This window comes from Dactylosporangium aurantiacum, from assembly GCF_000716715.1.
GTDB lineage: Bacteria > Actinomycetota > Actinomycetes > Mycobacteriales > Micromonosporaceae > Dactylosporangium > Dactylosporangium aurantiacum.
Map to the genome: position 1 here is coordinate 26,602 of NZ_JNYJ01000087.1, position 12,470 is coordinate 39,071.

At 73.3% G+C, this 12,470-nt stretch carries 13 protein-coding genes, 1 tRNA gene and 1 pseudogene; 12 read left to right on the top strand and 3 right to left on the bottom strand.

The genetic code is table 11. The features are described from left to right. The first annotated feature begins 44 nt into the window (after positions 1 to 44). Entirely contained in the window at positions 45 to 776 is a 732-nt protein-coding gene (locus OP18_RS49085; protein ID WP_033367433.1) for a metallophosphoesterase, read from the top strand. Positions 777 to 853: 77 nt separating this feature from the next. Then, on the top strand, positions 854 to 1,459 hold the full coding sequence (locus OP18_RS49090) for a pentapeptide repeat-containing protein (protein WP_033367435.1): 606 nt from the start codon (positions 854 to 856) through the stop codon (positions 1,457 to 1,459). A gap of 227 nt (positions 1,460 to 1,686) precedes the next feature. Here OP18_RS49090 and OP18_RS61575 read toward each other — a convergent pair. Further along, positions 1,687 to 1,991 (bottom strand): annotated as a pseudogene (locus tag OP18_RS61575) (transposase); the annotation flags it as partial. 372 nt (positions 1,992 to 2,363) lie between these two features. On the opposite strand from OP18_RS61575, the gene OP18_RS49100 reads away from it, so the two are divergent. From OP18_RS49100 to OP18_RS49115, 4 genes are all read left to right on the top strand, one after another. Beyond that, positions 2,364 to 2,882 carry a SigE family RNA polymerase sigma factor gene (locus tag OP18_RS49100; RefSeq protein ID WP_033367438.1) on the top strand — a complete coding sequence of 173 codons (519 nt, stop codon included), beginning with the start codon at positions 2,364 to 2,366 and terminating at the stop codon, positions 2,880 to 2,882. Next, positions 2,879 to 4,132 carry a hypothetical protein gene (locus tag OP18_RS49105; RefSeq protein WP_156090336.1) on the top strand — a complete coding sequence of 418 codons (1,254 nt, stop codon included), beginning with the start codon at positions 2,879 to 2,881 and terminating at the stop codon, positions 4,130 to 4,132. Before OP18_RS49100 ends, OP18_RS49105 begins: the two co-directional genes overlap by 4 nt. Positions 4,133 to 4,187: 55 nt before the next feature. Then, positions 4,188 to 5,183: an aldo/keto reductase gene (locus tag OP18_RS49110; RefSeq protein ID WP_033367440.1), complete on the top strand. Its 996-nt coding sequence runs from the start codon at positions 4,188 to 4,190 to the stop codon at positions 5,181 to 5,183. Positions 5,184 to 5,248: 65 nt separating this feature from the next. Beyond that, positions 5,249 to 6,139 carry a sigma-70 family RNA polymerase sigma factor gene (locus OP18_RS49115; protein ID WP_033367441.1) on the top strand — a complete coding sequence of 297 codons (891 nt, stop codon included), beginning with the start codon at positions 5,249 to 5,251 and terminating at the stop codon, positions 6,137 to 6,139. 134 nt (positions 6,140 to 6,273) lie between these two features. On the opposite strand, the gene OP18_RS49120 is transcribed toward OP18_RS49115, so the two are convergent. Next, on the bottom strand, positions 6,274 to 7,824 hold the full coding sequence (locus OP18_RS49120) for an MFS transporter (protein WP_033367442.1): 1,551 nt from the start codon (positions 7,822 to 7,824) through the stop codon (positions 6,274 to 6,276). Positions 7,825 to 7,886: 62 nt separating this feature from the next. On the opposite strand from OP18_RS49120, the gene OP18_RS49125 reads away from it, so the two are divergent. The 4 genes from OP18_RS49125 (at position 7,887) to OP18_RS49140 (ending at position 10,576) form a co-directional block, all read left to right on the top strand. Further along, positions 7,887 to 8,336: a MarR family winged helix-turn-helix transcriptional regulator gene (locus tag OP18_RS49125; RefSeq protein WP_033367443.1), complete on the top strand. Its 450-nt coding sequence runs from the start codon at positions 7,887 to 7,889 to the stop codon at positions 8,334 to 8,336. 67 nt (positions 8,337 to 8,403) lie between these two features. After that, a complete protein-coding gene (locus OP18_RS49130; RefSeq protein ID WP_052388520.1) occupies positions 8,404 to 8,832 on the top strand; it encodes a hypothetical protein in 429 nt (142 codons plus the stop codon). A gap of 63 nt (positions 8,833 to 8,895) precedes the next feature. Continuing rightward, a complete protein-coding gene (locus OP18_RS49135) occupies positions 8,896 to 9,576 on the top strand; it encodes a response regulator transcription factor (RefSeq protein ID WP_033367444.1) in 681 nt (226 codons plus the stop codon). Then, positions 9,569 to 10,576: a sensor histidine kinase gene (locus OP18_RS49140; RefSeq protein WP_033367446.1), complete on the top strand. Its 1,008-nt coding sequence runs from the start codon at positions 9,569 to 9,571 to the stop codon at positions 10,574 to 10,576. Before OP18_RS49135 ends, OP18_RS49140 begins: the two co-directional genes overlap by 8 nt. Here OP18_RS49140 and OP18_RS49145 read toward each other — a convergent pair. Then, the gene (locus OP18_RS49145) at positions 10,573 to 11,364 is read right to left on the bottom strand and encodes an S-methyl-5'-thioadenosine phosphorylase (RefSeq protein WP_033367448.1); all 792 of its coding nucleotides are present in this window, start codon (positions 11,362 to 11,364) and stop codon (positions 10,573 to 10,575) included. The genes OP18_RS49140 and OP18_RS49145 overlap by 4 nt on opposite strands. A gap of 349 nt (positions 11,365 to 11,713) precedes the next feature. Between OP18_RS49145 and OP18_RS49150 the strand changes: the two genes are divergently transcribed. After that, the gene (locus tag OP18_RS49150) at positions 11,714 to 12,268 is read left to right on the top strand and encodes a YqgE/AlgH family protein (protein ID WP_033367449.1); all 555 of its coding nucleotides are present in this window, start codon (positions 11,714 to 11,716) and stop codon (positions 12,266 to 12,268) included. Between the two features lie 72 nt (positions 12,269 to 12,340). Beyond that, positions 12,341 to 12,413: transfer RNA gene (locus tag OP18_RS49155), tRNA-Ala, on the top strand. Positions 12,414 to 12,470: the final 57 nt, after the last annotated feature.

Consider the following 12,470-nt stretch of genomic DNA (forward strand, 5'->3'; position numbering starts at 1 on the left):
ATTGGATCTCGCAGTGGGCGCGGCGGTGGTCGTACCGTCGCGAAATGACGCTCATCGCGCACGTCAGTGACACGCATCTGGCCGACGACGGCGGGCACAGCACCGGGCGGGTGGACCGGGTCGTGCGCTACCTGCGGGGGCTGCGCCGGCCGGTCGACGCGGTGCTCGTCACCGGGGACGTGGCCGACCACGGCCTCCCCGCCGAGTACGCGGCGGCGAAGGCGTTGGCGGAGGTGGGCGTACCGCTGCTGCAGCTGCCGGGCAATCACGACGAGCGGTCGGCGTTCCGGCAGGCCCTGCTCGGGGTGGCCCCGGACGGCGGGCCGGTCGACCAGGTGGCCCGCGTCGGCGACCTGGTCTTCGCGCTGTGCGACTCGTCGATCCCCGGGCGTGCCGACGGCCTGCTGGCGCCGGCGACGCTCACCTGGCTGGACGGGGTGCTGGCGGAGGGCGCGCCGACGTTCGTGTGCTTCCACCATCCGCCGGTGCCGATCGGGCATCCGGAAGCGGACCGGATGCGGCAGTTCGGTGAGGAGCGGCTCGCCGAGGTGCTCGGCCGGCACCCGAACGTCGTCGCGCTGCTGTGCGGGCACATCCACAGCGCGACGGTGAGCACGTTCGCGGGGGTGCCGCTGCTGGCCGCGCCCGGTGTGGCGTCGACGCTGGTCCTGCCGTGGGAGGACGACGGCGGGCTGGACCGCGACGCGCCGCCGGCGTTGGCGTTCCACCTGTTCGAGGACGGCCGCCTCACCACGCACTACCGGCTGGTGCCGTGAGGTACTTGTCGTGCTCGTGAGAGTTTTTTGTCGTACCTGGGTGAGAGGGTGTGCGCAGGCGAGTTGAGGGGGCTGGCATGGCTGAGCGGACGCCGGTGACGCAGACGACGATCTACGACGACGACTGGACCGACCATCACGCGGTCGGGCTGGAGCACGCCCGGGTCGCGTTCGTCGACGTGGACATGTGCGAGGCCAGCAACGAGCGGTCGGTGTTCACCGAGTGCACGTTCACCAACGTGCGGTTCAACTGCTCGACGCAGACCGACGTGGCGTTCCTCAACTGCACGTTCGTCGGCTGCAACTTCTTCGACGCGACGTTCACCCGGTGCAAGCTCGTCGGCAGCGCGTTCGACCGGTGCACGTTCGAGCTGCTGAAGGTGCAGGAGGGCGACTGGTCCTTCGTCGCGCTGCCCGGCGCCAGGCTCGGCACCGCCGAGTTCACCGGCGTGCGCATGCGCGAGGCCGACCTCACCGGCGCCCGCTGCGAGGGCGGCGTCTTCCGCGACGTCGACCTTTCGGGCGCGGCGCTGCAGAAGGCGGACCTGACGCGGTGCGACTTACGCGGCAGCGACCTGTCCGGCCTCGACCCGCTGACGACGGAGCTGCGCCAGGCCATCATCACCGCCGACCAGGCCACGACGATCGCGGTGGCGTTGGGGTTGGACGTCAGGGCCGCCTGAGCGGGGCGCGGGCCGGGGTTCGCCGCGTGCCTGGGGTTCGCACGGTCGGTCTTCGTGCTGGCCGGGTTCGTGCTGGCCGGGTTCGTGCTGGCCGGGTTCGTCGCGGCCGGAGCCTCGCACGGCCGGTTTCTGTGCTGGCGGTGTTTGTGCTGGCGGTCTTCTGTGCTGCGGTCGCGTCCGCTGGCGTGGTGCAGGAACGGTCAGCGTAGATCCAGTTGGGTGGGATGTCAGGCCGCTGCGGGTCGGCGGCGCCGGGTTCGGTGTCGGTTCCCGGTGGCGATCAGGGTGAGTCGTGCCTTGGCGAGGATTTCCAGGCCCATGCCGCGGCGGTCTTCGGTCCGTTCGCCGGTCCCTGTTCGGCCAGGACGGCGCCGACGGGGCGGAGGATCGCGGCGCGGTCGGGGAAGACGATGTCGGTGCGGCGGCAAATCTCGTTGTTGAGCCGTCACTGAGGGTTGTTCGACCAGCTCTGGCGCCAGATCTCCCGTGGGAGCGCGGTGAAGGCGGGGAGTTCGTTGCGGGCGCCGTCGAGGGGCCGGTTGCGAGACGCCTCGACCTGCGCGTCCCAGATGCGCCGCCGTCTCGTTGCCGTGCGACCTCGACAGGCCGGCGATGCCCAGCTGCAGCCGGTCCGGGACGTACGAACCCTGCCGCAGCGTTGGGATCGCGAGCTCGACGGTGCCGTGTTTGTGCTGGCCTGAGGGTCTCGCCGGGCCGCTGTCGCGTGGGTCGGGGCCGCGCGCCCTCGTCGCCGTGCCGGGTCGTGCGGGTCGCGGCCTGCTGCCTGAGGCCGGTTCGTCGCTGCGCGAAGTCGTGCGGAGAGGCGTGCAACCCGGGTGGCGGTGGGGTGCGTTGAAGTCGCGACATGCCGGGCGACGACAACGCCGGGCGAGGGAGGACGTGGATGCGAGCCGAGGCGCAACGGGAGTACGTCGAGTATGTGACCGGCGCCATGCCTTCGCTGCGCAGGTTGGCGTACATCCTGTGCGGGGACGAGCACCGCGCGGACGATCTGGTGCAGCAGGCGATCACGAAACTGTACGTGAGCTGGCCGCGGATCCGTGACGTCGAGCACCTGGACCAGTACGTGCGCACGATGGTGGTGCGGGGGTTCATCGACGAGCGGCGGCGGTTCTGGTTCCGGGTGGGGCTGACGGCCGCGCCGCCGGACGTGGTCAGGGCGGAGGAGCCGGCGGGCGGGGTCGAGGAGGCCATCGTCGTGCGGGCGGCGCTGGCGAAGGTGCCGCGGCGGCAGCAGGCGGTGCTGGTGCTGCGGTTCCTGTGCGACCTGCCGGTGGACGAGGTCGCCACGATGCTCGACTGCTCGCCCGGGACGGTGAAGAGCCAGACCGCCCGCGGGCTGGCGACCCTGCGCCGGCACATCGAGCAGACCGACCTGGCCGGCACGCGGAAGGGGAGATGACGGTGGAGTTCGACGAGCAGGACGGTGTGACGCTGCTGCGGCCGCTCGCCGGGGAGCAGCCGCGCGCGGCGTCCACGGTGGACATCGGCAGGGCGATCGCGGACGGCGACCGGCACCACCGCCGGGTGCGGTTCGCCGGGGCGGCGGGGGCGGCGGCGACCGTCGTCGCCGTGGCGGTCGCGGGCTGGACGGTCGTCGCGGACGGCTCCCAGCGCGCGGCACCACCCAGCGCGGGACAGAGCGGCGCGGCCGGTCGGAGCGCCGGTCCGAGCGCCGGTCCGAGCGCCGGTCAGAGCACCGCTCCGGGTGGCGGCAAGGGCTGCGCCGTGCAGCGGCTGCCGGTGCCGGGCGGTGAAGGGGAGAAGGGGATCGTCAGCGGGTCCGATCCGAGCGGCAGGTACATCCTGGGCCGGACGTACCCGAACGGCCGGCCGTCGACGGTGGTGTGGCAGGACCTGCAGGTGCGCAAGGTGCCGATGCCCGGCGAGGACCCCGTGCTGTCCGACGCCACGTCGAGCGGGGTGCTGGTCGGGTCGAGCTTCACCGCGCAGGACACGACCACGGCGTGGGTGTACAGGAACGGGAAGTTCAGCAAGCTGGCCGGCGCCGACGCCCAGGCGTTGGCGATCAACGAGCGGGAGGTCATCGTCGGGTCGGTGCAGGGCCGGCCGGCGATGTGGGCGTCGCCGGCGGCGCAGCCCACGATCCTGGCGATGCCCGGCGGCGGCATGACCGGCAAGGCCTCCGGGATCGACGAGGACGGCACGATCGTCGGCACCCTCGAAGGCGGTGAGGCCAAGACGGGCCTGGGCTACGTGTGGTCGCCGGACGGCACCCCGCGGAAGCTGCCCCAGCCGGCGGTGAAGGGCAACCCGGCGGGCACGTACAACGTCGGGACGATCAGGGGCGGCTGGGTGTCCGGCTGGGCCGCGTACGACGAGCCGAACCGGGGCCCCCGGTGGATCGGCACGCCCCGGTGGAACCTGCGCACCGGGCACCTCGACACGACCGACGGTCTGCTCACCGTCATCAACGCCCAGGGGCGGCTCGGCGGGCCTTCGGCGGTCGTCGCGGCGGACGGCTCGACGGTGCCGCTGCCGCTGCCGGACGGGTACGAGACGTCGACCGCCTCGGTGAGCACCATGGCGCTCAGCGACGACGGCACGGTCGTCGCGGGCTACGTGTCCAGCCGCGGCGGCGGGATGAGCTACGAGCCGGTCGCGATCATGTGGCGGTGCGCGGCGACGTGACGGCAGGCCGCGGGGAGTTGACCTGGAGCGCGCTCCAGCTGACAGCCTGGGACGCATGACGGAAACGAGGAAACTGGGCCGTAGCGGCATCGAGGTCAGCGCGCTGGGGATCGGCTGCTGGGCGATCGGCGGGCCGTTCTGGGCGGGGACGGCGGCGAGCCCGCAGCCGCTCGGCTGGGGCGAGGTCGACGACGACGAGTCGGTCCGGGCGATCCGCCGCGCGCTCGAGCTCGGGGTCAACTTCTTCGACACCGCCAACGTGTACGGGGCCGGCCACAGCGAGAAGGTCCTGGCCCGGGCCCTGCAGGGGCGGCGGGACGAGGCGGTGGTCGCGACGAAGTTCGGCGGCACGTTCGACGAGCAGACCAGGTTCGTCGGCGCCGACGACGGCTCGCCCGCGGAGGTCGGGCGGGCCGTCCGGGCGTCGCTGCGGCGGCTCGGCACGGACTTCATCGACCTGTACCAGCTGCACATCAACGACCTGCCGATCCCGCGGGCGCTGGAGCTGATCCCCGCGCTGGAGGACCTCGTCACGCAGGGGTTGATCCGCGCGTACGGGTGGAGCACCGACTTCCCGGAGCGGGCGGCCGCGTTCGCCGAGGCGGGCGTGCACTGCGCCACGATCCAGTCGGACCTGTCGGTGCTGCGGGGCTCGTTCGGGGTGATCCCCGTCGCCGACGAGCACGACCTGGGCGTGATCATCCGGGGGCCGCTCGCGATGGGGCTGCTCAGCGGGAAGTACACCGCCGACTCGAAGCTGCCCGAGGACGACGTGCGGGGACTCAGCCCCGAGTGGATGACCTACTTCACCGGCGGGCGGCCGTCGGCGGAGTTCCTGAACCGGATCGACGCGGTGCGGGACGTGCTGACGTCGGGTGGGCGCACGCTGGCGCAGGGCGCGCTGGCGTGGCTGTGGGCGTACAGCGGCCGGACCGTGCCGATCCCCGGCTGCCGCACCGTCGCGCAGGTCGAGGAGAATGCGGGCGCGCTCGCGCACGGGCCGCTGAGCCCGGCCGAGCTGGCCGACGTCGAGAAGCTGATGGGCAGGTAGGCGGTCCGGTCACATCCGGGTGGCGCGGCGGGTCACGCTGGTGACGACGCACCGGAGGCAGGGGCATGCACGAGGACGAGTGGCTGGCACGGCGGTTCGAGGAGCACCGGGGGCGGCTGCGGGCGGTGGCGTACCGGATGCTCGGCTCCCTCAGCGAGGCCGACGACGCGGTGCAGGAGGCGTGGCTGCGGCTGAGCCGGCACACCGGTGACGCCGGCCGCGACGAGATCGCCGACCTCGGGGCGTGGCTGACCACGGTCGTCGGGCGGATCTCGCTGAACCTGCTGCGCTCCCGGGCGACCCGGCGGGAGGAGCCGCTCGACGTGCGGGTGCCCGACCCCGTGGTCAGCCCGGCCGCCGGCGGCGACCCCGAGCACGAGGCCCTCGTCGCCGACGCGGTCGGGCTGGCGCTGCTGGTGGTCCTCGACACGCTCGAGCCGGCGGAGCGGCTCGCGTTCGTGCTGCACGACATGTTCGCGCTGCCGTTCGACGACATCGCGCCCATCGTGGGGCGGACCCCGGCGGCGGCGCGGCAGCTCGCCAGCCGGGGCCGCCGCCGGGTCCAGGGCGCGGCCGCGGTCCCCGACGCCGACCTGGCCCGGCAGCGGGAGGTCGTCGCGGCGTTCATGGCCGCGTCCCGGTCGGGCGACTTCGAGGCGCTCGTCGCGGTCCTCGACCCCGACGTGGTGCTGCGCGCCGACTACGGCGACTTCCTGCCCTCGGCGGTCCCCAAGCACCTGCGCGGTGCCGCGACGGTCGCCCGGCAGGCGCTGCTGTTCGGCCGGTACGCCCAGTTCGCCCGGCCGGCGGTGGTCAACGGCGCGGCGGGTGCGGTCACCGCGCAGGAGGGCCGGGTGCTGTCGGTCATGGGGTTCACCATCCGCGGCGGCCGGATCACCGAGATCGACATTGTCGCCGACCCGGAGCGGCTGGCCGGCCTCGCCATCGAACCGTGAGCCGCACCGCACCGAACCCGTCGTCGGCGCGGGCTTGCCGCGGTGGCGGGGGCTGGCCGCAACGGCGCGGCGGGAGCGGGAAACGACGACGGCGCGCCGGGCGGCCAGTGCCTCCCGGCGCGCCGCGCCGTAGCTCATCCGGTCGGTGACAGCACCCGCTCCGGCGCCGGCGCCGGCTTCCGCGTGCGGAACGCGACGATCAGCAGTACCCCACCGGCAAAGGCGACCAGCGCACCCGTGGTGGCCGTGATGTGCAGCGCGGCCATGAACGCGTCGTCGGCGGCGGCCGCCAGGTCGGGGCGGTGCAGCTGCTCGGCGACGGCGCGGGTGTGCTCGGCCGACGGGGCGGCCGCGTCGCGGGCCCCCGGCGGCAGGGCGGCGAGGGACGGCGTGATCCGGTCGCGGTAGCTGCTGGCCAGGATCGTGCCGAGCAGCGCGATGCCCAGCACGCTGCCGACCTGCCGGACCGTGTTGTTGACCGCGGACCCGGCGCCCATCCGGTCCAGCGGCAGCACCGCGATGACGGCCGCCACGGTCGGGGCGATCGCCATGCCCATCGCGATCCCGCTGACGAACCCGACGGTGCAGAACCACAGCAGCGGCGTGTCGAGGCCGAACGTGAGGTTGGCCAGGAAGCCGGCGGCCACCACGAGCAGGGCGCCGCCGCTGACCGGGCCGACGCCGTACCGTTTCGCCAGCCGGGCGCCGATGCCGGAGCCGAGCGCGACGCCGACCGCGCCGGGCAGGAACGCCAGGCCGGTGCCGAGCGCCGACATGCCCCGGGCGCCCTGCAGGTAGAAGTTGCCGTAGAACATCTGGCCGGTGATGCCGAAGAACAGCGTGGCGAGGGCGACGTTGCCGGCGCTGAAGCGGCCGTTGCGGAACAGCCGCGGGTCGAACGACGGCTCCGCGGAGCGCCACTCGACCAGCGTGAAGAGCGCGAGGACGGCCAGCCCGCCGAGCACCGGTGCCCACACCTGCCAGCGGGCCCAGTCGGTGTCCTGGCCGGCTTCGATGAGGCCGTACGCGAGCAGCGCCAGCCCACCGGTGGACAGCACCAGGCCCAGCGGATCGGGCCGACGCCGCTGCGCGAGCTTCGGGTTGGGCACCACCAGCAGCACGCCGACCAGGGCGACCGCGACGACCGGCAGGTTGACCAGGAACACCGAGCCCCACCAGAAGTGGTCGACGAGGACGCCGCCGAGCAGCGGGCCGAGCGCGACGCCGACGCCGCTGGACGCGGACCACACCGCGATCGCGCCGGCGCGCCGCTCCGCCGGGAACGTCGCGCCCAGGATCGCCATCGAGGTCGGCATCATCATCGCCCCGCCGAGGCCCATCAGGCCGCGGGCCAGGATCAGGCCGGTCGCGTCGCCGGCCCAGGCAGCCCAGATCGAGGCGGCGCCGAAGATCCCGAGCCCGGCGACCAGGACCGTGCGGTGCCCGTAGCGGTCGCCGAGCGCGCCGGCGGCGAAGAGTGCGGTGGCGAACAGCAGCGCGTACGACCCGACGGCCCACTGCAGCTCCCCGGGGGTGGCGCCGAGACCGGTGCGCGGGTCGGCGATGCGTTCCAACGCGATGCCGAGGATGGTCGTGTCGATCCAGATCAGTACCGCGGCGAACACGAGCACCGACAGCACGCGGCGCTGCTGGGGTAGGGTGATTGACAGGTCCCTGACGGTCATGGGCTCACTGTGGCAAGAATGGCAGGTTCCTGTCAATAGTGTCCACGGCGCACAATGGGCGGGTGAGTACCGAAGAAGCCTGCTCCACGTTCCTCGTCCGGCACGCGTGGCTGAGCCTGCGCGGGGTGGTCGCCGAGGCGCTGGTCGAGCACGACCTCTCGGTGGCACAGTTCGCCTCGCTGCTCCTGCTGCGCGAGTCGCCGGGCATGTCCGTCGCCGACGTCGCCCGCAAGGTCTCCACCGCCCGCCAGTCGGCCAACGAGATGCTCGGCGGCCTGGAGCGGGCCGGGCTGGTCGAGCGCCGCCAGCACCCCACCGACCGGCGCTCCCAGCAGATCTTCCTGACCGACGCCGGCCTGGCCCGCCTGGAGGCGGCGCTGCCGACCGTCCAGGCGGTCGAGGCCCGGCTCGCCGCCGGGTTCAGCGAGTCGGACCTCGCCGCCGTCTCCGCCTGGCTGCGCCGCATGGCGGCCGCCTCATCCGGGGTGAAAGAGGAGATTTCAACCCTCTGACCTGGACATTTTGTGTTCCAGGTCACACCATGGAGGGACTGGCGTACTCGCGGCGGAGGTGCGTCCCATGGAACTGCTCGGTGGCATCCAACGGATGGAACACGCGATACAGACGCCGGTCGGGGACCCGTCCTGGCGTCCGGCGGTCAGTCAGGCCGTCGCCCAGCTCAAGGCGGCGTTCGCCGCGCACGTGCGGGAGACCGAAGGCCCGTCCGGGCTCTACGCGGGCGTCCTCGGCGACGCGCCCAGGCTCGCCCGGGGGCTGTACGGGCTCGTCGGCGACCACGAGACCGTCTGGGAGGCCCTGGACGACCTCGAAGGGCACCTCGACGAGATCGACCCCGTGCAGGACGGCGCGCCGGGCACGTTCGGCTACCGCCACGAGGTGGTCCGCCAGGACGCGACCCGCCTCATCCGCGAGGTGTGGCAGCACCGCCAGCGCGGCGCCGACCTGCTCTACGAGGCGTACGACACCGACCTCGGCGGCGAAACCTGACGGTCCCCTTACGGACGCCGGACGGTGGGTGCCCGGCGCCGCGGCGCGCTCTACGCTCGGACGATGGGGCAGCGTGTACTGGTCGTCGATGACGACCCGACCGTCAGCGACGTCGTGCGGCGGTACCTGGAACGCGAGGGTTTCGCGGTCGAGCTGGCCGGCGACGGGCAGCAGGCGCTCGACGCGTACGGCACCGAACGCCCGGACCTCGTCGTGCTCGACCTCATGCTGCCCGGCATCGACGGCCTGGAGGTCTGCCGCCGGCTGCGCGAGCAGGACCGGACCCTGCCGGTCATCATGCTGACCGCCCTCGGTGAGGAGTCCGACCGTGTCCTGGGCCTGGAGATCGGCGCCGACGACTACGTCACCAAGCCCTTCTCGCCGCGCGAGCTGGTCCTGCGCGTCCAGTCGGTCCTGCGCCGCGCCGCGCCCGCGCCGGTGTCCGGCGAGCTGGTCGACGGTGAGCTGCGCGTCGACGTGGCCCGGCGCACCGCCACCCTGCACGGCCGCGAGCTGGCCCTCACCGTGCGCGAGTTCGACCTGCTGGTCTTCCTGATGCGCAACCCCGGCCGGGTGCTGCGCCGCACCGAGCTGCTGCAGCAGGTGTGGGGCTGGACGTTCGGCGACCAGTCGACCGTCACCGTCCATATGCGACGCCTCCGGGAGAAGGTCGAGGACAACCCCGCCGAGCCGCGCCGGATCCTCACCGTGTGGGGCGTCGGCTACCGGTACGAACATGCGTGACGTCCTCGCCACGTTCCTGATGGCCCTGGCCGGCTCCCTGACCGTCGCGGTCGTGGGGCTGCTGGTGCTGCGCGGGCCGCTGCGGGGCCGCTCCGTCACCGCGCACATCGTGGTGCTGCTGCTGGTGACCGTGCTCAGCGTGCTCGCCGGCATCCTCGGCGCGTCCATGGAGATGTTCATCTCTGACCATGACCTGCACGTGCTGCTCATCGTCGTGGGCACCGCCGCCACCGTCAGCCTCGCCGCCGGGCTCTGGGCCGGGCGGCGCCTCGCCAGGGCCAGCATGTGGGCCGCCGAGGCCCGCGAGCGCGAGCGGGAGGCCGAGGCCCGCCGCCGCGAGCTGGTCGCCTGGGTCTCCCACGACCTGCGGACCCCCCTCGCCGGGCTGCGCGCCATGACCGAGGCGCTCGAGGACGGCGTCGTGTCCGACCCCGAGACCGTCGCGGACTACCACCACCGCATCAGCGCCGAGACCGACCGGATGGCCGCCCTCGTCGACGACCTGTTCGAGCTGTCCCGGATCAACGCCGGCGCGCTGCGGCTGACCCTGGCCGAGGTCCCGCTCGGCGACGTCGTCTCCGACGCGATCGCCTCCGCGACGCCCCTCGCCGCGGCCGCCGGGATCGAGCTCGTCGCCGCGTCCAGCGGCTGGCCGACCGTCCGCGGGTCCGTCCCGGAGCTGTCGCGCATCGTCAACAACCTCATCCGCAACGCCATCCGGTACACGCCGCCCGACGGCACCGTGGTCGTCACCGGCGGCGAGGACGACGCCGGCGGCTGGGTCGCCGTCAGCGACACCTGCGGTGGCATTCCCGACGTCGACCTGCCGCGCGTGTTCGACGTCGCCTTCCGCGGCACGACGGCGCGCACCCCCGGCCGGGACGCCGGCGGCGGGCTGGGGCTCGCCATCGTGCGCGGGCTGGTCGAGGCGCACCAGGGCGACGTGGCCGTCGCCAACGTCGGCGACGGCTGCCGGTTCGTCGTGCACCTGCCCGCCTAGCGCTGGACGGGCATGCCGTCCAGGGCGTGCTGGCAGGGGTCGTCGGGCGACTCGGGCAGCGCCGGGACCACGTCCAGCAGCAGCTTGCGCAGCCGCTCGGTGTTGGCCGCGAACACCTCGAACACCTCGTCCATCGTCACCCCGTGATCACCCTCGACCCCCGCGTCGAGGTCCGTGACCAACGCGATCGACGTGTAACACAGCGCCAGCTCCCGGGCCAGGACCGCCTCCGGGTGCCCGGTCATGTTCACGACAGCGCCACCGATCGCGGTGAACCACCGCGACTCCGCCCGGGTCGAGAACCGCGGCCCCTCCACGACCACCATCGTGCCGTCGCCGGCCTCGATCCCGTGGTCCGCCGCGACCCGCTTGACCGTGGCCCGGCCGGTCGCGCAGTACGGGTCGGCGAAGTTCACGTGCACCGCGCCCGTGTCGTAGAACGTCTGCACCCGCCCGGACGTCCGGTCGATCAGCTGGTCCGGCACCACGAACGTGCCCGGCCCCAGCTCAGGCCGCAGGCCACCGACCGCGCACGGCGCCAGGACCTGCCGCACCCCGATCTCGCGCAGCGCCCACAGGTTGGCCTGGTAGGGGATCCGGTGCGGCGGGAACCGGTGGTCCTTGCCGTGCCGGGGCAGGAACGCGGTGCGCCGCCCGCCGACGCTCGCCACGGTTATGGGATCCGACGGCGCGCCGAACGGTGTGTCGACCACATGCTCCTCGGCCCCCTCCAGCAGCGCATACAGCCCTGAACCACCAATGACGGCAACGTCGGCGAGTGAGGTCACGCAACAGACCCTAACCGCGAGGGGCGGGTCAGGCTAATGTGCGAGACATGACGCTCGCACCCCGCCTCGCGACGATCGCGGTTCTCAACCGCGCGGCCGGTCATGTCTGCTGGTGGGGCTGATGTCTTCATACGGGGATCTCGGTGGGATGGAACAGTTCCGCCCGTCCGGCTCGTCCGGCGGCGGCTCCGGCCCGTCCGGCCAGCCGGGGGGACAGGAGCCCCCGGAGCCCGGACCCACCAGTGGCAGGTCCGGCGGGATGTTCGGAGCACCGACCGGCCGGGGATCACCGAGACCGGGTAGCTCGAGCACCGGCCGGGGCACGTCGAAACAGCGTCGAGGGAGGGCGATGGAGTCGTTGACCGGCCGGCTGCTGGTGGCGACGCCCGCGCTCCGCGACCCCAACTTCGAACGCACCGTCGTCCTCGTCGTCGCCCACGAGGAAGGCGGCGCCCTGGGCGTCGTGCTCAACCGCGCCACCGAGGTCCAGGTCGCCGACGTCCTCGGCGGCTGGGGCGCCCTCGCCGGCGAGCCACCCGTCGTCTTCGAGGGCGGCCCCGTCCAGCCCGAGGCCGCCATCTGCCTCGCCCGCACCCGCCCCGGCGTCGAGGACCTCGCCGGCTTCAACCGCGTCTCCGGCGCCGTCGGCACCGTCGACCTCTCCGGCGACCCCGACCTGCTCGTCGCCGGCGTCGTCGGGGTCCGCGTCTTCGCCGGGTACGCCGGCTGGTCCCCGGGCCAGCTCGAACGCGAGATCGAGAGCGGCTCCTGGTTCGTCTTCGACGCCCTGCCCAGCGACGCCTTCGCCCCCCGTCCGGACGACCTGTGGCAGATGGTCCTACGCCGCCAGGGCGGCCTCATGGCGGCCGTCGCCCACTACCCGGCCGACCCGACACAGAACTAGCGATACCCGGTGTGAGACCCCCTCCCGGGTTGTGTACTATTCCGGAGTGCCCGCAAGACCGGGGCACGAGATGGGGACGTGGCGCAGCTGGTAGCGCACCACACTGGCAGTGTGGGGGTCAGGGGTTCGAGTCCCCTCGTCTCCACTCCATCGTGTAAAACGCCAAACGCCCTGGTCGTCGCGGGATCACCGCGAAGCCAGG

What these genes read in the sequence shown, in the direction of transcription:
- OP18_RS49130 (WP_052388520.1), top strand. Translation starts at nt 8,404, where the DNA reads ATGGAACTGCTCGGTGGCATCCAACGGATGGAACACGCGATACAGACG.
- OP18_RS49105 (WP_156090336.1), top strand. Translation starts at nt 2,879, where the DNA reads ATGACGGTGGAGTTCGACGAGCAGGACGGTGTGACGCTGCTGCGGCCG.
- OP18_RS49115 (WP_033367441.1), top strand. Translation starts at nt 5,249, where the DNA reads ATGCACGAGGACGAGTGGCTGGCACGGCGGTTCGAGGAGCACCGGGGG.
- OP18_RS49110 (WP_033367440.1), top strand. Translation starts at nt 4,188, where the DNA reads ATGACGGAAACGAGGAAACTGGGCCGTAGCGGCATCGAGGTCAGCGCG.
- OP18_RS49140 (WP_033367446.1), top strand. Translation starts at nt 9,569, where the DNA reads ATGCGTGACGTCCTCGCCACGTTCCTGATGGCCCTGGCCGGCTCCCTG.
- OP18_RS49150 (WP_033367449.1), top strand. Translation starts at nt 11,714, where the DNA reads ATGGAGTCGTTGACCGGCCGGCTGCTGGTGGCGACGCCCGCGCTCCGC.
- OP18_RS49085 (WP_033367433.1), top strand. Translation starts at nt 45, where the DNA reads ATGACGCTCATCGCGCACGTCAGTGACACGCATCTGGCCGACGACGGC.
- OP18_RS49090 (WP_033367435.1), top strand. Translation starts at nt 854, where the DNA reads ATGGCTGAGCGGACGCCGGTGACGCAGACGACGATCTACGACGACGAC.
- OP18_RS49120 (WP_033367442.1), bottom strand. Translation starts at nt 7,824, where the DNA reads ATGACCGTCAGGGACCTGTCAATCACCCTACCCCAGCAGCGCCGCGTG.
- OP18_RS49100 (WP_033367438.1), top strand. Translation starts at nt 2,364, where the DNA reads ATGCGAGCCGAGGCGCAACGGGAGTACGTCGAGTATGTGACCGGCGCC.
- OP18_RS49135 (WP_033367444.1), top strand. Translation starts at nt 8,896, where the DNA reads ATGGGGCAGCGTGTACTGGTCGTCGATGACGACCCGACCGTCAGCGAC.